This window comes from Paraburkholderia caffeinilytica (assembly GCF_046030355.1).
Lineage (GTDB): Bacteria > Pseudomonadota > Gammaproteobacteria > Burkholderiales > Burkholderiaceae > Paraburkholderia > Paraburkholderia caffeinilytica_B.
In genome coordinates this window covers 80,157-98,554 of sequence record NZ_JAQQCQ010000012.1, presented here as the reverse complement: position 1 = coordinate 98,554, position 18,398 = coordinate 80,157, and the positions used below count along the sequence as shown (strand labels likewise).

Sequence of the window (18,398 nt, the reverse complement as noted above, 5' to 3'; positions counted from 1 at the left end):
CCCACCGCTTCCTCACCCATTCACGACATCCAACGACGGCTCCGCGCTGGCGCCGTCGATCCGCCTGCATGCCGCCACCACTTCCTGCAACGACGCGGCATAACACTCAGCCCCGATCGCGGTCTGCAAATCGTCGCTCCACTTGCCCGTGTCCTCGGCCGCCCACAATCCGACAACAATAGAGGCCGCGGGCAAGCGCGCACGAATGCGCCTGACCATATACCGAAGGTGCGAAGGAATCCCCTCGATTTGCAGATAAAAAATACACACGATACCGACATCGTCCGCATCGAGACTATCGATCGAGGCGCGCGAAGCGGCCTCATGCGGCAACGTGCGCGCCGCAAATCCGTGCTTGCCGAGCAGTTGCAACAGGATCGCGGTCGCCAGCGAATCGAGCGGCCCGCGCCCTGGAATACACAGCACGCGTTTGCCTCGGGAACCGACATCCCGGCTTCCCGCCTCGGCTAGCCGAACATTCGTACGAACCGGCACTTCAGCTGCCGGTTCGTTCCCCTCGTCGGCAGGAATATCCGTTGTCGGCCCTGCTGCGCTCCAGTTTTCTTCCGCCATTTGCGGCGCCGGTTGGCGGTCCTCATAACTGTCGAGACCATCGACCAGATCGTTGGTCGTCGATTCAATCCGCGCCAGTTGCGCCGCCGTCACGCTGCCGCGCAGCATGTCGTTGGCGGCGAGTTGCAAGCCCTTGATCGCCACCTCGTCGTAGTACGCGCACAGCGAACGCTCGCGCAATAAAACCTCGGCTTGCTCCAACGCCTCATCGGGATCGCCGGCAAGGGCGCGCTGGTAAAAATTTTCAATCGGTGTAAGCGCTGGCTGATCGCCCAGCAGTACATCGAGAAACTCCAGACGTCTCACATGCCGTCCGAGCACCAGCAGACACAAGGTCAACGGCGTCGACAGAATCAGGCCTATCGGCCCCCAGATCCAGCTCCAGAAAATCGCCGCGACCACCACCGAAAAAGGCGACAGTCCCGTGCTGTGTCCGTACAGCAGCGGTTCCACCACCTGCCCCACCAAAACCTCGACCGTGCCGAACAAGGCGAGCGACCAGATCGCCATGGCCCACCCAGGACTCACCGCGGCGGCGAGCGCAGTGGCAAGCGTCGCGGAAATCCAGATGCCCACATAGGGAACGAGCCGCAGCAACGCGGCCAGAATCCCCCACAAGATCGGACTCGGCACGCCGATGAGGAACAGCCCCGCGCCAATCACCACGCCCACGCCCGCGTTCACGCCGAGTTGTGAAACGAAGTAGCGGCTCAAGCGTCGCGCGGCTTCATCCATCACGGTGGTCGTGCGGTGCAGATCGCGTGAGCCGAACAGTCGGATCGCGCGGTCGCGCAGATCGTCGCGTTGCAGCAGGATCACCACCATCACGATGAACACGATAAACGCCGTTTCCAATGGACTGATCGCCGGCGACAACACACGCCGGGCGAGTTCAAATGGCGTCGGCACCGGTTCGCGCACTTCGACGGGCACGGCGGCAGGCGGATGGACACTCGACGTCGAGGTCGCATCGCGTTGCGGTTGGGGTTGCGGCGGCTCGATAGTCGCCCGTTGCAGGGCCTGGCCGGCCGCACTCGCGAGCCGGTTCAGCTTGCCGATGGTCAGGCTGTGCGCGGCGTCCATCTTGTGCTCAATGGTTACCTGATAGCGCGGCATGCCGGCGGCAAGGTCGGTCAACTGCGTGGCGATCACCGCGCCAAGCATCACGATCACCGATACCGACATCACCACCGCGGCAAACACGGACGCGACATGCCCGAGCTTCAAACGCCCAAGCGAATTGGCAAGCGGCGCCACCAGGAAGCTGAGCAGAATCGCGAGCGTGATGGGAATCAGCACCGCACGCGCAAAGTACAGGCAGGCGACCACGGTCACGCCGACCGCAAGCGCGATCAGACCGTCGACGCCCAATGCGGCGGGCGGCGCATGAATGCGGGCGGCTGGCCTCGCGCCACGCGGGTCGGGAAATTCCTTCATGTGTTTCGTTGCTGCCTCGGCTCTTACTTCTGCAACGGTCTGCGCCCCTTCACTTTTTCGGCGTGTCAGCCACCGGTCCGCTTTCTGTCGGCGGCGCTTCCTTCTCTATTTCGTCGCGTGCCTGCTCCCAATACTCTTCAGGCGTCCCCTTCGGCTCTCCGGCCTGCTGCCAGAGGTAGTAGGCACGTGTACGAATCTGTTCTTCTTGAGAAGAGTCTGGAGATGTGTGTTCCTGTTCCATTTGCGCACCCTCAGTTGGACCGGGCAGAGATCGACACCGGCGGCCTGACGCGCTTGTCGCCGGATGCGGCAAACGGTGGCTATCCGGGATCGAGCAAGCGCTATACCTGACGGCTAGCGCTTGTGTCAGGCTCCAGACTCGTTACGTGCCGCAGGACGTTCGCTTTCCTCAGTGCTTTCATCAGTGGTAAGTTGTTCTTCCAGCCCGTCAAACACGCGTTGCGTGGCGCGGCTCGGCGCGTCAAGCGCCAATAGCAGCAATGAACGGCCGGTTACCTGATACGCGTCGCCGGCGCTGAATTGAGGCAACTCGCCGCGCACCGGCATGTTCGTATCCAGCAGACAGGTCCACTGATCGCCCTCGGGAATGTCCGGCAGCGTGAAATTGACCACGTCGTGATGCGCATTCAGCACCAACAGCAAAGTCGCATCGGACGCGGGACGTCGAATGCCGCTCGCCTGCGCGCGTCCGTCGATCACGAGGCCGAAGCAGCGCATCGACGGATCGTCCCATTGTTCCTGCGAAAGATCGGTGCCGTCGGGAGAAAGCCAGCGCGCGTCGGTCACCTCGAGTGCTTCGTTATATTCGCCGGTGAGAAAGCGCCCACGCCGTAGCACAGGCAGACGATGGCGCAGCGTCGTCAGGTTCTTGACGAACTCCGTGAGGGCGCGGCCATCGTCATCGATGCCTTCCCAATCGACCCAGCTGATCTCGTTGTCCTGGCAATAGGCGTTGTTGTTGCCCTTCTGCGTGCGGCCGAATTCATCGCCTGCGAGGATCATCGGCGTGCCTTGCGAGAGCAGCAAGGTGGCTAGCAGATTGCGTTTCTGGCGCTCGCGTTGCTGCCGGATTTCAGGGTCGTCGGCAGGTCCTTCGACGCCCATGTTCCATGACTTGTTGTCGGAATGGCCGTCCTTGTTGTCTTCGCCGTTGGCCTCGTTGTGCTTGTCGTTGTAGGAAACCAGATCGTTGAGTGTGAAGCCGTCGTGCGCGGCGACGAAGTTGACGCTGGCCCACGGGCGGCGCCCGCGATGATTGAATTTGTCGGCCGAACCGGTCAGGCGTTTGGCGAGATCCGGCACCTCGCCTTCGTCGCCCTTCCAGTAGCCGCGTACGGTATCGCGAAAGCGATCGTTCCACTCGGCCCAGCCAGGCGGAAAGCCGCCCACCTGATAACCGCCGGGACCACAATCCCAAGGTTCGGCAACCAGCCGTACGGCGGAGAGCACCGGGTCCTGCCGGCAACTGTCGAGGAAGCCGCCGCCTTCGTCGAAACCGTGCAGCTCACGGCCCAGAATCGTGGCGAGGTCGAAACGGAAACCGTCGACTTTCATCTCGGTCACCCAATAGCGCAGGCTATCGGTCACCATCTGCAGCACGCGCGGATGGGACAGGTTGAGCGTGTTGCCCGTGCCGGTATCGTTGATGTAATAGCGTGGCTCGTCGGGCATCAGCCGGTAGTAGGAGGCGTTGTCGATGCCTTTGAAGGAAATCGTCGGACCACGCTCGTTGCCTTCCGCAGTGTGGTTGTAGACCACGTCGAGAATGACTTCGAGATTGGCGTTATGAAAACGGTCCACCATTTCCTTGAATTCGCCGACCGAGTCGATCGACGAAGCAAAAAACCGCGGATCAGCCGCAAAGAAGCCGATCGTGTTATAGCCCCAGTAGTTGGTGAGGCCTTTGTCGAGCAGATAGCTGTCGTTGACGAAGGTCTGAATCGGCATCAACTCGACCGACGTGACGCCGAGGCCCTTGATGTAATCGAGTACAACCTGCTGGCCCAGACCCGCGAAGGTGCCACGCAAATTCTCCGGCACGTCGGGATGGCGTTTGGTAAAACCGCGCACGTGAGTTTCATAGAAAATCACCCGCTCCCAGGGCAGCGCATTACGTTCCGGATGACTCCACGAAAAGTTCGCATCCACCACCTTGCACTTCGGCACGAAGGGCGCGCTGTCGCGCTCGTCGAATGACAGGTCGCCTTCTTCCGAATCGAGCGTATAGCCGAAGATTTCCGGCGCCCATTTGAGCTCGCCGATATGCGCTTTGGCGTAAGGGTCGAGCAGGAGCTTGTTCGGATTGAAACGATGTCCTTTTTCCGGTTCATAGGGACCATGGACCCGATAGCCGTACACGGCACCCGGTTTCAGATTCGGCACGAACACGTGCCAGACCTCGTCGGTGTACTCCGGCAGTTCGATGCGTTCGATTTCCGTTTCGCCGGTTTCGTCGAACAGACAGAGTTCGACCTTCGTGGCATGCGCCGAGAACAGCGCGAAGTTCACACCGCTTCCGTTCCACGTCGCACCAAGCGGAAAAGGTGTGCCTTCCGCGATACGCGTCGAGTAATGGGTCTGGGATGACATAGAGATTCCTGTGGAAGCTAAAGGCGCTGATACGCCTGTTTTGAACAGGCAAGCTTGCTGCTTCAGCAAATTCTGGACCTGGGCGCGCGCATGTGCTGCAAGGCAGCCTTCAGGTCATGACGAAAAAATGCACGGACAGCGCGTGCAGCGCGTTCGCCGTGGACATGAGGGGAGACAGGGGATGACGCGGACTAGAAGAGCGCCCGCTGAGCCTGCAGGCTTTCAAGCATTACGCCGTCTTTACGACGGCCCAACAGCATGCAGCGCGGCAGCCGATTCGAGCACGCGCAAGAGCCGCTCTGGTGTCAGAGGTTTGGCACAATGCGCGTCGAAACCCGCGGCTTTCGCACGCAGCCGGTCTTCGCGTGAAGCAAAAGCGGTGCAGGCTACGAGCAGCATGTCTGAAGTTAACGGATCGGCCCGCAGGCGGCGAGCCAACTCAAGGCCATCGAGGCCGGGCATTTTGATGTCGAGCAGAACGGCGAACGGCTGCCACTCACAGGCCATGTCGCAGACGGCGAACGGATCGTCCAGCGCGCGGCACTCGAAACCGTCGGCGTTCAGCAGCATCTGCAAAGCTTCGGCCGCTTCGCGGTAGTCGTCGACAACGAGCACGCGACGGTTTGATGCCATCGCATACTGAATAGTCCGCCAAACCACGACGTCATCGTTCTCGTCCATTCTGTCGTCGAACGTCACCCTGGTCTCCCTGGCACTCATTCCGGTGCCGCTTTGGGGCATCGAGGAAAATGCTTGCAAGATTCGCTCCCACCGCGTGGCAAGCGCTTGCACTCGCAAGACATTCGCTTCGGTTTTTGCCCATGCAGTGCCGGTCTGTCCGCCGCACACGCGCTCTCTCATCACCATAGCGCACAGGGAGAACCGCCGCTTCCTGATTTATGCTGTCTTGACTCATCCCCATACATCGTGCGCAAGTACGGGATATTGCGTTGAAATATGGATGAAACGCACTTCCGCCGTGCATGCCGCCCTTGCTGCGTGCAGCCCGCTGACGGAATTCAGCCTGCGGGTTATCCCGCACGGCCGTCGATGAAACCCTTCAACATGGCGAGCGTATCGGCGTCATCGATATGTTTGTCAGTGCGCCAGCGCAGCATGCGCGGAAATCGCACTGCGACGCCGGACTTATGGCGCGGGCTCCCCTGAATTCCTTCGAAGCCGATTTCGAATACCAGCGTCGGCGTGACGCTGCGCACCGGTCCGAATTTTTCGATTGTGGTCTTACGCACGATTGCGTCCACCTGGCGCATTTCCTCGTCGGTCAATCCAGAATAGGCCTTGGCGAACGGTACGAGCGTGCGCATTCCGTCGGCCTCGTCCCAGACGGCGAAGGTGAAATCGGTGTACAGGCTGGCACGCCGTCCGTGACCGCGTTGGGCATAGACCAGCACCGCATCCACCGCATACGGATCGATCTTCCACTTCCACCATGTGCCGGAAGCTTTGGTGCGGCCTACCCCATACATCGACCCGCGCTCTTTCACCATCAGGCCTTCCACGCCACGCGTGCGGCTCTCTTCACGCAGCGTCGCAAGCGTCTGCCAATCGGGTGCGGAGATTACCGGCGACACGCGCAGGAGATCGCGTGCCAAGGTCCCGTCAACCGACACGGCCAGTGCGTCGAGTTGCTTGCGCCGCTCGGTCAGCGGGGTCATACGCAGATCCTTGCCGTGTGCTTCGAGCAGGTCGTAGGCGAGCAACGTGGCGGGTGAATCGGCGAGAATTTTTTTGCTCAGCGTTTTGCGCGCAATCCGCGGCTGCAGCCGCGCGAACGGCAACGGTGCCGGAGCGCCCGGCTCCCATGCGAGAATTTCGCCATCGATCACGAAACCGTCCGGTAACGATTCTCCAAGCGCCGCCACTTCGGGAAACCGCTCCGTTATCAGATCCTCGCCGCGCGACCATAGCCATACACGCCCGCTGCGTTTCACCAATTGCGCGCGAATGCCGTCCCACTTCCATTCAATCTGCCAGTTCCGCGGCTCACCGAGTGTTGCCGGATCGGCCTGCAAGGGATGCGCGAGAAAGAACGGATAAGGCAAACCGAGATCGCTGTCAGGCGTTTGCTGGATGATCTGGCCGTCTTCACCGCTTGCCTCCGGCGCAATCAAACGCAGGTACCGTGCCGCATCCGGCTTCTGTTGCGAGTCGGTCCACCCGACCATGCGCTGCGCGATACGCTTGTGATCGACGCCCGCCACGGACGCCAACGCTCGTACCACGAGTTGCCGCGCGACGCCGACGCGAAAGCCGCCGCCGATCAGTTTGGTCAGCAGAAAACGGCCACCCCAGTCGAGTTCGTCCCAATAGCTGAGTAAGCGCACGCGCAATTCTTCCGGCGTCGCTCCGCGCAGCGTCAGCACGCGGTGCTCGATCCATTGCGTCAGACCAAGTTCGGTGCTGCGCTGCGCGGGCGGCAGGATATGCGCGATGGTTTCGGCCAGATCGCCGACAGCGTGATACGACTCCTCGAATAACCATTCCGGCAGTCCGGCGCGCTCACGGGCGATTTCGCGCAGGAGGCGCGTCGGCACCGATTGACGCGGCTTGCCGCCAGCGAGAAAGTACGACGCCCACGCGGCGTCCTCAGGCGCTGCCGCCGCGAAATAGCGGATGAGCGCCTCGAGCTTGTCATGCGTCGAGGTCGTGGCGTCGAGCGCGGTATAGAGGGCTGCGAAGCGTTTCATGTATCGGCCGCCGTGTCTTCTGCCGTATCACGCGCTGTGTCGTCTGCCGTGTCGTCCCCGTATTGCGTTTCAAACGAGCCTGCCTCGAGGCCCTGCTCGCGCAGCCAACGCACCATCGGCTCGACCGAACCGTGCGTAACGATGACGCGCTCAGCGCCAGTCGCCTGAATCGCGGTTTGCAGGCCGGGCCAATCCGCATGATCCGACAGCACGAAGCCGCGATCCACGCCGCGTCTGCGCCGCGCGCCACGCAGACGCATCCATCCCGAAGCGAACGCATCGCTGTAGTCGCTGAAACGTTTCAGCCACGCGCTGCCCTGCGCGGACGGCGGCGCCACGATCAACGCCTGTTTGAAGACCGTTTTCTCTTTCGCCGGTATTTCACTGACGAGACGCACCGGCGGTATATGCACGCCCGCTTCCCGGTATGCACGATTGAGCGGTTCGACGGCGCCGTGACAAAAAATCGGCCCGATGCCCACATCGACACTGGCCAGCACGCGTTGCGCCTTGCCGAACGCATAGCAGAACAGCACCGACGCGCGCCCTTCTGCCGCGTTATGACGCCACCATGAATCGACGCTGTCGAAGATCGTTTGCGGCGCGTCCCACCGATAGATCGGCAGACCGAAGGTCGATTCGGTAATGAAGGTATCGCAGCGCACGGGTTCGAACGCGTCGCAGGTTGGATCGGGATCGAGCTTGTAATCGCCGGACGCAACCCACACGCGTCCCTTGTGCTCGATTCTGAGTTGCGACGAACCCAGCACGTGCCCCGCGGAATGAAGCGAAATCGTCGTGCCGCCCATATCGAGCCGCTCGCCATATGCGAGAGTTTGCAGGCTGATGCCGGGCAGGCGCGAAAGCAACACGCTCGCGCCTGCCTGTGATGCGAGATAGTGCCGATGCCCGAAGCGCGCATGATCCGAATGCGCGTGTGTGACGACAGCCCGCTCCACTGGCTGCCATGGGTCGATGTAGAAGTCGCCGGGTGGGCAATACAGGCCCTCGGGGCGCGCGATCACGAGGTCGGTGAGATTGGCTTGGTCAGTGGTGTTGTTCAATTGTGATTCCGATGGGCGTCATCGGCTCATTCCGAAACGCCCGCGTCTATGCGCTGCCATGCACGTTAATAGGTCCACCTGCTGTCGACGCAAAGCAAACTGTGTTCCCGCTAAAACGGCCCACGCGGTCCGTTGTCCCATCAGGTGTGGCTGCGTTCTTGCTTGAGGTGCATGGTAAGCGCTAAAACTGGCTGCCGCTCCGGCAAGCCGGATAACGCGCAACGTGAGACGCCATGCCAACCATCATCGATGAACACGCGCTGTATGTCGCAAAACATCCCGGCACGTTTATCCTGCAGACGTTGAAAGCTTTCCGCGCAAACCAGGGTTTGCTGCTCGCGGGGGCGGTCGCGTATTACGCGTTATTGTCGATTGTGCCGCTGATGATTCTGATTGTGATCGTATTGTCACGACTCGTACCGCAGCACGTTCTGCTGGCGGCGCTGGCTCATCTGTTGCAATGGCTGGTGCCCGGACAATCCACTGCGCTGGTCCACGAGCTGGCCAATTTTCTGGCGCATCGCGCGGTGATCGGCTGGGTTCTGCTGCTGACGATGATCTTTTTCAGCTCGCTCGCATTCACGGTGCTCGAGAACGCGATGTCATTGATTTTCGTGCACCGGGTGGTAGTGCGGCGCCGCCACTTTTTGCTCTCCGCGCTGCTGCCCTATTGCTACATTCTCTTCCTCGGCATTGGATTATTGATCGTGACGTTTGTGTCGAGCGGCCTGGAGGCTGTCGGGGCTGAGGGTGTCGAACTATTCGGCTTGCACGTTTCATTACAGGGATTGTCGCGCGTCGTGCTGTATCTGCTGGGTCTTGCTGGTGAGATTTTCGTGTTGACGTCGATCTATCTGGTCATGCCGGTTGGGCGACCTTCTCTCAAACATGCGCTGTTCGGCGGAATTGTTGCCGCCGCGCTGTGGGAAATCACGCGGCATGTGCTGGTCTGGTATTTTGCAACGCTGTCCCAGGTCAGTGTGGTCTACGGATCGCTGACCATGGCGATCGTGATCCTGTTCAGCCTCGAGTGGCTTGCCACCTTGCTCCTGTTCGGCGCACAGGTGATTTCGCAATACGAACGCTTCGGACTCGACCCGGCTGCGGCGTCACCGCAGGAAATCAAAACGGCGTAAAGAAACAGACGGCCGGAGAAGCCGGCTTTGATCATCATTTCATCAAGCCTGTGGATCCGCGGGAATGACAGCGCGTATTGAGCCGCCAACGTGGCGGCTGACTGGCTGCCGTTAAAATGACGCGATCGCTCCTGCCTGTTCACCACGATGACCAACACCGCTCTCATTGCCGTTCTGAACGACACGTTCTCGCCACGAACGAAGACGGCTGTCCATGCTTGACGAAGCCCGCATCGTCAACGCCCTCGCTGCGCGCGGCATCGTGCCCGATGCGAACCAGCGCGACGCCATCGCGGCGCTCGTCACCTTGCTCGCCACCGCCGGGCGACGCACGAAGTCCGGCACCCTGCTCGCGCATCAGGGCGTCTATTGCCACGGGCTGCCCGGACGCGGCAAAAGCATGGTGGTCGATACGGTGTTCGAACTGGCAAACTGCCGGAAACGGCGCCTGCACTTCCACGAATTTCTGCGCGACATGAACCGGCGGCTGGTGAGTGAACCACGCGGCGACGACCGGCTGGGGTCGGTCTCGAGACAATGGCTCGATGGCGTGGAACTGCTGTGCTTCGACGAATTCCACGTGCACGATATCGCCGACGCGTTCCTGATGGGCCGGTTTCTCGATACCGCGATCGGCATGGGCACACGCATCGTGCTGACCTCGAATTACGCGCCGGACGCCCTGTTGTCGGACCCTGAGTTTCACGAGCGTTTCCTGCCGACCATCGAGCAGATCAAACATTGCTTCACTGTGATTCACTTCGATGGCGCCCGCGATTATCGTTTCGGTGGCGAAGAAGCGTTATTGCCGCATTTCTTTACCCCGCTGGATACGGCGACCAACGAGGCGCTGCTTGAAATTTTCGTGCGCTACGAAGGCAGCGAAACGTTGCAACCGGCCACGGTCAGCGCGGCAGGCCGTCCGCTCGCAACCCATGCGGCAGGCGCCGCATTGCTATGGGTGGACTTTGAGAACCTGTGCGTGGCGAGCCGTTCGCATCTCGACTATCTCGACCTCGCGGAACACTGGCATGGTCTGATTCTCGACAAGGTGCACACCGGGTGGCTCAGCCAATCACATACATTGCAGCGGCTCATATGGCTGGTCGATATTTTCTACGACCGGAAACACGCGCTGTTCATCGCGTCCGATCAGCCGATCGAGGCGGCGCTAAGCGGACTCGAAGGCGCACACGATCTGTCGAGAACGCTCAGCCGACTTGCCGAAATGCAATCGCGCGGCTATCGCAGCACGCTCGACAATACCGCCGGCAGAACCGGCACTGCAGAAACGCAGACGGTCGCCCAGCCGTAATAGCGGCGCAAACAACCATCTGCGGACACAGCTTACTCCTGGCTGCGCTTGCCCTTCACTCGCGCAATCTGCTGTTTCGCCGCGTCATACACGCGCTCGGGCGTGAAGCCGAACTTCTTCTTCAGATCGGCAAGCGGCGCGGACGCGCCGAACGTATGCATCACCACCTGCGCGCCGAGCCGCCCGACATAGCGATCCCAACCCAGTGTTGCCGCCTGCTCGACGGCAACGCGCGCATCCACCTCGGGTGGCAGCACGGAGTCCTGATAAGCCTCGTCCTGCTGCTCGAAGATGTCCCACGACGGCATCGACACCACGCGCGCCGCGATCCCTTCGCTCGTGAGCTTCTCGTAGACGTCCACGCATAGCGACAATTCGCTGCCCGTGGCGAGCAGAATCACGTCAGGCTTCTTTCCGTCAGGCGCATCGGCGAGCACATACGCGCCCTTCTGCACGCCACTAGCCGGCGCGTAGCGCGTGCGATCCAACGTCGGTAACGGCTGACGCGACACGACGATGCACGACGGCCGCCGCGGATGCGACATCGCCACGCGCCATGATTCGGCGACTTCGTTCGCGTCGCCCGGGCGCAGCACGGTCAGTCCCGGCACGCCGCGCAGCGAGGCCAGTTGCTCGATCGGCTGATGGGTCGGACCGTCCTCGCCGACGCCGATCGAATCGTGCGTGAACACGTAGATCGCCGGCACTTCCATGATCGCGGAAAGGCGAATCGGCGGCTTCATGTAGTCGCTGAAAATCAGGAATGTGGAACCGAACGGGCGTAAATTCGACAATGCGAGGCCATTCACCGCCGCGCCCATTCCATGCTCGCGAATCCCGAAGTGGAGATTGCAGCCACCGTAGTTGCCGGATTCGAAGCTGCCCGCGCCTTCGAATTTCAGATTCGTTTTGGTGGACGGCGCGAGATCGGCCGCACCGCCGATCATCCACGGCACGCGCGCGGCAATCGCATTGAGCACCTTGCCTGACGAGTCGCGCGAGGCCACGCCCTTCGGGTCGGCATCGAACGTGGGGATATCGCTGTCCCAGCCGTCCGGCAATTCGTGCGCTTCCATCTGGGCAAATTCACGCGCGAGTTCCGGGTACTGTTTCGTGTACGCGTTGTACTTCGCCTGCCATGCCTCACGCGCCGCCTTGCCGCGCGCACCGATACCCTGCGCGAAGCGTTCATGCACGCCGTCGGGAACATAGAAGAACTTGTCTTCAGGCCAGCCATAGAACTTCTTGGTCAGCGCCACTTCTTCGACACCGAGCGCCTCGCCATGCGCGGCGGACGTGTCCTGCTTGTGCGGCGCGCCCCAACCGATAATGCTGTGGACCACGATCAGCGTCGGCCTGTCCGTGATGCTTTTTGCTTCGACAAATGCGGCTTCCAGCGCCGCGGCGTCATTCGCGTCGTTCACATGCAGCGTGTGCCAGTTGTAACCGCGAAACCGGCTCTCGACGTCGTCGCTATATGCAAGATCGGTGTGGCCTTCAATGGTGACGCGGTTGCTGTCGTAGATCCAGATCAGATTCGACAGTTTCAGGTGCCCGGCAAGCGACGCTGCCTCATGCGAGATGCCTTCCATCATGTCGCCGTCGCCGCATAACGCGTAGACGCGGTAATCGAACAACGGCGCGTCCGGCTTGTTGAAGTGGCTTTCGTACCAGCGTGCCGCCATCGCCATGCCGACGCTATTGCCCAGCCCCTGGCCAAGCGGACCGGTGGTCGTTTCCACCCCGGTGGTCATACGGTATTCGGGGTGGCCAGGCGTGTTGCTGCCGAGCTGGCGAAAATGTTCGATGTCATCGAGCGAGACGGCGGGAGAACCGGTCGGCTTGCCGTCCTCGTCCACGGCCTTGACGCTCGCCAGATGAAGCAGCGAGTACAACAGCATGGACGCATGCCCCACCGAGAGCACGAAGCGGTCGCGATTCGGCCACAGCGGCTCGTCCGGATCATAGCGAAGATGGTTCTGCCACAGATGGTAAGCGACCGGCGCCAAGGCCATCGGCGTGCCGGGGTGACCGGAATTGGCCTTTTGCACGGCGTCCATCGATAGCGTGCGAATCGTGTTGATGCACAACTGATCGAGGGCGGGATCGTTTTGCATGGGGACACTCCTTGTTCGGCGGTTGAGGACATCGCCGGCATCATCTGGACGCAATGCACCAGCGTGCCCGGCGAACCGTGTTCAATGGAAGAACGGGGAAGAACGCATGAGGAACCGCAGCAAGCCTGATCGATGATGCGCCGATGCGCGCAAATCTGCACGGCGCTTTACATATCGCGCCGCGCGGCCCGCATGACCGGCTGCGGATCTTTCAGACGGCTTGCGGTTTTGGCCGATCACAAGCGCGCAAGCCCGCGAGAAGACAACCTCAGCCAACTCAGGCCGCATGCAGCCAGTATTCGATCAGTGGCCCCTGCTTCCCGTCGATGGGGTCCATGGCGGGGAATGGGAGAGCCTCCATCGCTGCCTGCTCGTCCGGGGTCAGCGCTTCGCGGCGGATATCCCATTGCTGGCCTGCCGGGTAGCCCGCCACCACCTGGAACTGACGCGCGAACGATTGCAGGCAATGGCCCGTGCCGGCGGGCAGCAGCAACGCGTCGCCGGCGGATATCGTCACCACCCTGCCGCCGGGACCGCCCACGATGACTTCCGCGGAACCGTGGGTTACGCCGAGCACTTCGTGCGCAGTCGCATGGAAATGGTGGTAGTCGAAAATGCCGTCGCGCCACTGCGGGGGCCAATCGTTGCGCTCGAACAGGATCTCGAATGCGGCCACGAGATCGCCGCTGTCCGGCGCGAGCGCCCTGCGGTATATCACCACCGGCAACTTACGGTTGTTCGGCACCCATTCGCGTGGCTCCAGCATAAATGCTTCGTACTCGGTCCGCGCCGCGTCGAATCCGTGCTTCGAATCGTTGTACATGATTGACTCCTGAAATGCCTGATGCGCGTGGCGTTCTGTTGAGGGGCGCGGGCTGTGGCACGTGCGTGGACTGCCCGCCTCGCATCACTTCTTGCCCTGCGACGCGCGTCCACCACCGCCCGGCGGTTCGGCGTGCGCGCCGGTGCCCAGCGGGACCTCAGCGGTTTGTTGCGGACGCTCGCTTGAACGACGTGGATTGGTTTGCGCCGCGACCTCTGTCTGCTCAACCGGTTCGATGCCGAGCGGACTGGGCTCGACATAGCGGGCTCCGCTCGGTTTGCTGCGCGGTTTATCGTGCGGTTTCGTATCCGGTGTTTCGCGTTCTGCGTTGAGACCTTCGGTGGGTTTGCTATCTTGCACGGTGCTCTCCTTGGAGTCGGCTACTCCATGGATGCAGCAACAATCGATCCCCCTCCGTGAAAGCGCGGATAAGGACCCAGCATCCTTGCCTGCAGATGGCCGTCACGGCCTCCATGCTGAAGATCGGGATTGATTTTTGTAAATCTGGCACTACGCCTCCGGAGCCGCACGGTCGGCGGCCACGATCTCGCGGCCGTAATCGATCGCGGCGCGTCGGGCTTCCTCGGCAGTGTCATAGGGGCCGATTTGCGGTGCACCGTCGAATGGAAACAGAATTCGCCTGTCCGCTTTTCTGACGACCTTCAGTCCACCTACGTAACGGCCGTCGCCTGTTCCATGATAGCTGGCGTAAATCTCGAAGTCGTCGTCAACCACGTCGGCCTTATGTCGCGCCATGTTTATTTCCTGTTTCCCTGATTCCTGCACGGCGGGTACGTCAATTCCGTGCGTCAATTCCGGTGTCGTATAGCGCCGTCAAATGCCGTAACGGCAGTCAGCACGTATCGACGTCGAGCAATACCTGTTCCACGCGCGGCCGCCATCGGCTCCGCGTGGAAATGAATGGAGGTGAATGGCGGTGCGGAGTTGCAATCCGCTGCTTCGAGACACGGCGTCCTGTAAGCGAAAGTTAAGACACTGGTCCGGGAATTGCGCGGCATCGGCACAAACCGGGATGACTCGACCGGCCGACCTGCCAGGAGCCAGCATGAGTACCGAAGACATCGTCGAGCACGTGGCGGATACCGACACCGCCCCCCTCAAGCCCTATCGCAACCCCGCGGGCGGATGGGGATCGGTCAAAGCGGTCGCGACGATCCTCGTGCAGGAGCACGTCACGTTGAGCGGGAGCCGTATCCTCTCCCATCAGAACAAGGCCGACGGTTTTGCCTGCGTGAGCTGCTCCTGGGCCAAACCGGCAGACCCCCATCTGTTCGAGTTTTGTGAAAACGGCGCGAAGGCCACCGCCTGGGAGATTACCAATAAGCGTATTGACGCCGACTTCTTCGCTAACCATACAGTGAGCGAGCTTCAAACATGGAGCGGCTTCGAACTGGAATCGCAGGGCCGTTTGACCGCACCGATGCGATGGGACGCCGCTACCGATCGTTACGTGCCTACGACGTGGGAACATGCATTCGCGGAGATCGCGAAAGAGCTGCGCGCGCTGGATCCGAACGAAGCCGTGTTCTACGCGTCGGGCCGTGCGGCGTTGGAAACGTCGTATATGTATGCCCTGCTTGCCCGCATGTACGGCACCAACAATCTGCCCGACAGTTCGAACATGTGTCACGAGAGCACCTCGGTCGGCTTGCCGAAGACCATCGGCGCGCCAGTCGGCACCGTGCAACTCGAAGACTTCGAACACACGGACTGCATGCTGTTCTTCGGCCACAACACGGGCACGAACGCGCCGCGCATGCTGCATCAATTGCAGGATGCGCGTAAGCGCGGCGTGGAAATCATCACGTTCAATCCGCTCCGGGAACGCGGGCTCGTCAGCTTCGCCAATTCGCAGTCACCAGTCGACATGCTCACCCCGAAGGAAACCCGGATCAGCACGCAATATCATCAGGTGAAGATCGGCGGCGATGCGGCGGCCATTGCCGGACTGTGCAAACTGCTGATCGAATGGGACGACGAGGCGCAGCGCGACGGCACGCAACGGGTGCTCGATGCCGCCTTCATCGCAGAGCATACGCACGGCTTCGAAGCGTTCGCCGAGGCCATGCGCGCCACCCCGTGGGAAGAGATCGAGCGTCATTCACAGCTGACGCGCGCGGCACTCGAAGCAGCAGCACGCGTCTACGCACAGGCGAACGCCGCCATGGTGCTGTACGGCATGGGGATCACGCAGCATCGAAGCGGCGTACACAACGTTCAGATGCTGTCGAATCTACTGCTGTTGCGCGGCAATATCGGGCGGCCCGGCGCCGGGATCTGCCCGATTCGCGGTCATTCGAATGTGCAAGGACAGCGCACGGTCGGGATTACCGAAAAGCCTGAACTCGCCCCGCTCGACAAACTGAAAGAACTCTATGATTTCGAGCCGCCACGCGAAAAAGGCATGAGCACAGTCGAAGTCTGCCAGGGTGTGCTCGACGGCAAGGTCAAAGCGTTCATCGGGCTGGGCGGGAATTTTCAGGTGGCGATACCGGATCATCATGTGATGGACCCGGCGTGGCGGCGACTCAGGCTCACGGTGCAGATCGCCACCAAACTTAATCGCAGCCACCAGTTGCATGGCGAGATCGCGTATTTGCTGCCATGCCTGGGACGCATTGAAATCGACCAACAAGCCAGCGGCGAGCAATGGGTCAGTGTGGAGGACAGCACGGCGTGCGTGCATGGTTCGCACGGCCTGGCCGAGCCTGCCGGCGACATGCTGTTATCGGAACCGGCGATCGTCGCGGGTATGGCCAAGGCCTTGCTGCCCGACAATCCGAAGGTGGACTGGGACGCGTGGGTCGGCAACTACGCCCTGGTGCGCGACGCTATCGAGCGCACTTATCCCGACCAGTTCCACGATTTCAACCAGCGCTTCACGCAGCCTGGCGGTTTTCACCGGCCCTTGCCGGCATGCAAACGCGAATGGAAAACGGAAAGCGGCAAGGCCAATTTCATCGTGCCCGATACGCTCGACGAAGACGCCGATATGCCGTCCCCCGGGCCCGACGTGCTGCGCCTGATGACGACGCGCGGCGACAGTCAGTTCAACACGACCGTCTATGGACTCGACGATCGTTTTCGCGGCGTACATGGCACGCGCGAGGTGTTGCTGATGCATCGGGAGGATCTGGCGCGCCTCGGCTTTGCCGAAGGCGACGCCGTATGTATCTCGACTGTCTCCCACGACGGCGTCACGCGGGAAGTCGATGGCATGCGCGTGCATGCATTCGATATTCCGCGCGGTTGCATCATGGGCTACTACCCCGAATGCAACCGGCTGATCCCGCTCTCGCATCACGCGAAATCGAGCCAGGTGCCGGCGTCGAAGTCGATTCCGGTGCGCCTGCGCAAATCGGCGGTGGTCGAAGACCTTGCGGTCTGACGGGGTTGCGCTAAAACTGATGCAGCATCCCGACATACGCGCCGGTTTGCGATTCGCCCGTGAGCGGACTCGTGTTATTGACGGCGTCGCGCGGCGACGCTTCAAGCGAAAAATTCGAGTTGCTGCCGTTGCGCACGTAGGCCACCGTGCCGTACAGGAAGGTGCGCTTCGACAGGTTATACGTCGTGCCGAGCACATACATCATCGCGTGGCCGGACGGATCGTGCGCGGCATCGCCGCCACCATCGCCGACGTTGATGTAGTAGCCGCCCGCCGTCACCGCCCAGCGCTGCGGGAAGTTGTACGTGGCGCCCAGCCAGTAGTGGTCCGCGCTGTCGGCCACGCCAGCCGGCGAGTCCGGCGCCGAGTAATGCGTATAGGCCCCCTGGATCTTCCACGCATCGAAATGCACATTCGCACCGGCGAAATATTCGCGCGAGGCCTGGAAGATATTGCTGAAGCGGCCGTTGCTGTCACGCAGTTCGTCGTAGATGCCGCGCACGTCGAAGAGCGGCGAGTGATACGTCAGCATGATGCCGTCGGAGCGGCCAAACTCGCCTGATGCACCGCTGTTGAACGCGCCCGCCTGATTGCCGAACGCGTATTGCGCCTGAACGTCGAAGCCCCAGAACACCGGGCTGTGATACTCGACGTTATTGCTGGTCTGCTGCCAGTTGCGCCCGCGCACGAGCGATGCCGACGAAAATGCCTGCTGCACGAACGGATCGAATTCCCACACACCGTCGCTATCGATGAACAGATTGCGCCCGGCCTGCAGCGTGCCCCACTGGTCGCTCTTCAGGCCGGCAAAGGCACGCCGTGACCACAGCCGTCCGCCACTGGTGGTGCCGTTCATGATTTGCAGACCGGTTTCGAGGTTGAAGATCGCATTCAGCCCGCCGCCCAGATCTTCATTGCCTTTGAGGCCCAGCATACTGGTGCCCCAATCGCCGCCTTCGGCACTCCAACGGCTCGAACTGCCGCCCGCGCCATTGTTGATGTGATTCAGATATTCCACGCCGCCGTCGAGCCGGCCGTATAACGTCACGCTGGTTTGACCATAGGCCAACGGACTTGCCACAGCCAGCGCGGCCATTAATTTTGTATGGAGTCTCATTGTTTTGCCGTGAGTTTCTTCTGTCGAGGACATTCCCATCGAGGAGATCGAAAGGTACTCACGATAAGATAGTCGGTCATTCGGCCCCA

Annotated in this window: 14 protein-coding genes; 3 read left to right on the top strand and 11 right to left on the bottom strand. The window is 61.4% G+C overall.

Annotation, left to right across the window (positions count from 1 at the left end; all coding sequences use genetic code 11):
• Nucleotides 1-12: 12 nt before the first annotated feature.
• The 6 genes from PQQ95_RS19325 to PQQ95_RS19300 all read right to left on the bottom strand — a co-directional run bounded on the left by PQQ95_RS19325 (nucleotide 13) and on the right by PQQ95_RS19300 (nucleotide 8,392).
• Nucleotides 13-2,010 carry an AI-2E family transporter gene (locus PQQ95_RS19325; RefSeq protein ID WP_408439328.1) on the bottom strand — a complete coding sequence of 666 codons (1,998 nt, stop codon included), beginning with the start codon at nucleotides 2,008-2,010 and terminating at the stop codon, nucleotides 13-15.
• Nucleotides 2,011-2,059: 49 nt separating this feature from the next.
• Nucleotides 2,060-2,251: a DUF2934 domain-containing protein gene (locus PQQ95_RS19320; RefSeq protein ID WP_408439325.1), complete on the bottom strand. Its 192-nt coding sequence runs from the start codon at nucleotides 2,249-2,251 to the stop codon at nucleotides 2,060-2,062.
• A 125-nt stretch (nucleotides 2,252-2,376) separates the two neighbouring features.
• Nucleotides 2,377-4,620 (bottom strand): glycogen debranching protein GlgX, encoded by a 2,244-nt coding sequence (gene glgX, locus PQQ95_RS19315; protein WP_408439323.1) that lies wholly within the window; start codon nucleotides 4,618-4,620, stop codon nucleotides 2,377-2,379.
• Between the two features lie 240 nt (nucleotides 4,621-4,860).
• Nucleotides 4,861-5,319: a response regulator gene (locus PQQ95_RS19310; protein WP_408439320.1), complete on the bottom strand. Its 459-nt coding sequence runs from the start codon at nucleotides 5,317-5,319 to the stop codon at nucleotides 4,861-4,863.
• Nucleotides 5,320-5,651: 332 nt separating this feature from the next.
• Nucleotides 5,652-7,328, bottom strand: coding sequence for an ATP-dependent DNA ligase (locus PQQ95_RS19305; RefSeq protein ID WP_408439317.1), 1,677 nt, complete (start codon nucleotides 7,326-7,328; stop codon nucleotides 5,652-5,654).
• A complete protein-coding gene (locus PQQ95_RS19300) occupies nucleotides 7,325-8,392 on the bottom strand; it encodes a ligase-associated DNA damage response exonuclease (protein WP_408439314.1) in 1,068 nt (355 codons plus the stop codon). Before PQQ95_RS19300 ends, PQQ95_RS19305 begins: the two co-directional genes overlap by 4 nt.
• Nucleotides 8,393-8,625: 233 nt before the next feature.
• Here PQQ95_RS19300 and PQQ95_RS19295 point away from each other — a divergent pair, with 233 nt between their 5' ends.
• Both PQQ95_RS19295 and zapE read left to right on the top strand, forming a co-directional pair.
• A complete protein-coding gene (locus tag PQQ95_RS19295) occupies nucleotides 8,626-9,528 on the top strand; it encodes a YihY/virulence factor BrkB family protein (RefSeq protein ID WP_408439313.1) in 903 nt (300 codons plus the stop codon).
• Between the two features lie 214 nt (nucleotides 9,529-9,742).
• Nucleotides 9,743-10,843: a cell division protein ZapE gene (gene zapE / locus PQQ95_RS19290; protein ID WP_408439311.1), complete on the top strand. Its 1,101-nt coding sequence runs from the start codon at nucleotides 9,743-9,745 to the stop codon at nucleotides 10,841-10,843.
• A 32-nt stretch (nucleotides 10,844-10,875) separates the two neighbouring features.
• On the opposite strand, the gene tkt is transcribed toward zapE, so the two are convergent.
• From tkt to PQQ95_RS19270, 4 genes are all read right to left on the bottom strand, one after another.
• The gene (tkt, locus tag PQQ95_RS19285) at nucleotides 10,876-12,960 is read right to left on the bottom strand and encodes a transketolase (protein ID WP_408439309.1); all 2,085 of its coding nucleotides are present in this window, start codon (nucleotides 12,958-12,960) and stop codon (nucleotides 10,876-10,878) included.
• Between the two features lie 277 nt (nucleotides 12,961-13,237).
• Nucleotides 13,238-13,783 carry a cupin gene (locus PQQ95_RS19280; RefSeq protein WP_408439307.1) on the bottom strand — a complete coding sequence of 182 codons (546 nt, stop codon included), beginning with the start codon at nucleotides 13,781-13,783 and terminating at the stop codon, nucleotides 13,238-13,240.
• An 84-nt stretch (nucleotides 13,784-13,867) separates the two neighbouring features.
• Nucleotides 13,868-14,143: a hypothetical protein gene (locus tag PQQ95_RS19275; protein WP_408439304.1), complete on the bottom strand. Its 276-nt coding sequence runs from the start codon at nucleotides 14,141-14,143 to the stop codon at nucleotides 13,868-13,870.
• A gap of 150 nt (nucleotides 14,144-14,293) precedes the next feature.
• Nucleotides 14,294-14,539, bottom strand: a complete 246-nt coding sequence (locus PQQ95_RS19270) for a DUF6723 family protein (RefSeq protein WP_408439302.1) — start codon at nucleotides 14,537-14,539, stop codon at nucleotides 14,294-14,296.
• Nucleotides 14,540-14,849: 310 nt separating this feature from the next.
• On the opposite strand from PQQ95_RS19270, the gene PQQ95_RS19265 reads away from it, so the two are divergent.
• Nucleotides 14,850-17,192, top strand: a complete 2,343-nt coding sequence (locus PQQ95_RS19265; RefSeq protein ID WP_408439300.1) for an FdhF/YdeP family oxidoreductase — start codon at nucleotides 14,850-14,852, stop codon at nucleotides 17,190-17,192.
• Nucleotides 17,193-17,202: 10 nt separating this feature from the next.
• Here PQQ95_RS19265 and PQQ95_RS19260 read toward each other — a convergent pair whose 3' ends face one another.
• Nucleotides 17,203-18,309 carry a porin gene (locus tag PQQ95_RS19260; RefSeq protein ID WP_408439298.1) on the bottom strand — a complete coding sequence of 369 codons (1,107 nt, stop codon included), beginning with the start codon at nucleotides 18,307-18,309 and terminating at the stop codon, nucleotides 17,203-17,205.
• Nucleotides 18,310-18,398: the final 89 nt, after the last annotated feature.

Coding starts and splice junctions, on each gene's coding strand:
- PQQ95_RS19320 (WP_408439325.1), bottom strand. CDS start 2,251: ATGGAACAGGAACACACATCTCCAGACTCTTCTCAAGAAGAACAGATT.
- tkt (WP_408439309.1), bottom strand. CDS start 12,960: ATGCAAAACGATCCCGCCCTCGATCAGTTGTGCATCAACACGATTCGC.
- PQQ95_RS19270 (WP_408439302.1), bottom strand. CDS start 14,539: ATGGCGCGACATAAGGCCGACGTGGTTGACGACGACTTCGAGATTTAC.
- PQQ95_RS19325 (WP_408439328.1), bottom strand. CDS start 2,010: ATGAAGGAATTTCCCGACCCGCGTGGCGCGAGGCCAGCCGCCCGCATT.
- glgX (WP_408439323.1), bottom strand. CDS start 4,620: ATGTCATCCCAGACCCATTACTCGACGCGTATCGCGGAAGGCACACCT.
- PQQ95_RS19265 (WP_408439300.1), top strand. CDS start 14,850: ATGAGTACCGAAGACATCGTCGAGCACGTGGCGGATACCGACACCGCC.
- PQQ95_RS19295 (WP_408439313.1), top strand. CDS start 8,626: ATGCCAACCATCATCGATGAACACGCGCTGTATGTCGCAAAACATCCC.
- PQQ95_RS19280 (WP_408439307.1), bottom strand. CDS start 13,783: ATGTACAACGATTCGAAGCACGGATTCGACGCGGCGCGGACCGAGTAC.
- PQQ95_RS19305 (WP_408439317.1), bottom strand. CDS start 7,328: ATGAAACGCTTCGCAGCCCTCTATACCGCGCTCGACGCCACGACCTCG.
- zapE (WP_408439311.1), top strand. CDS start 9,743: ATGCTTGACGAAGCCCGCATCGTCAACGCCCTCGCTGCGCGCGGCATC.
- PQQ95_RS19260 (WP_408439298.1), bottom strand. CDS start 18,309: ATGAGACTCCATACAAAATTAATGGCCGCGCTGGCTGTGGCAAGTCCG.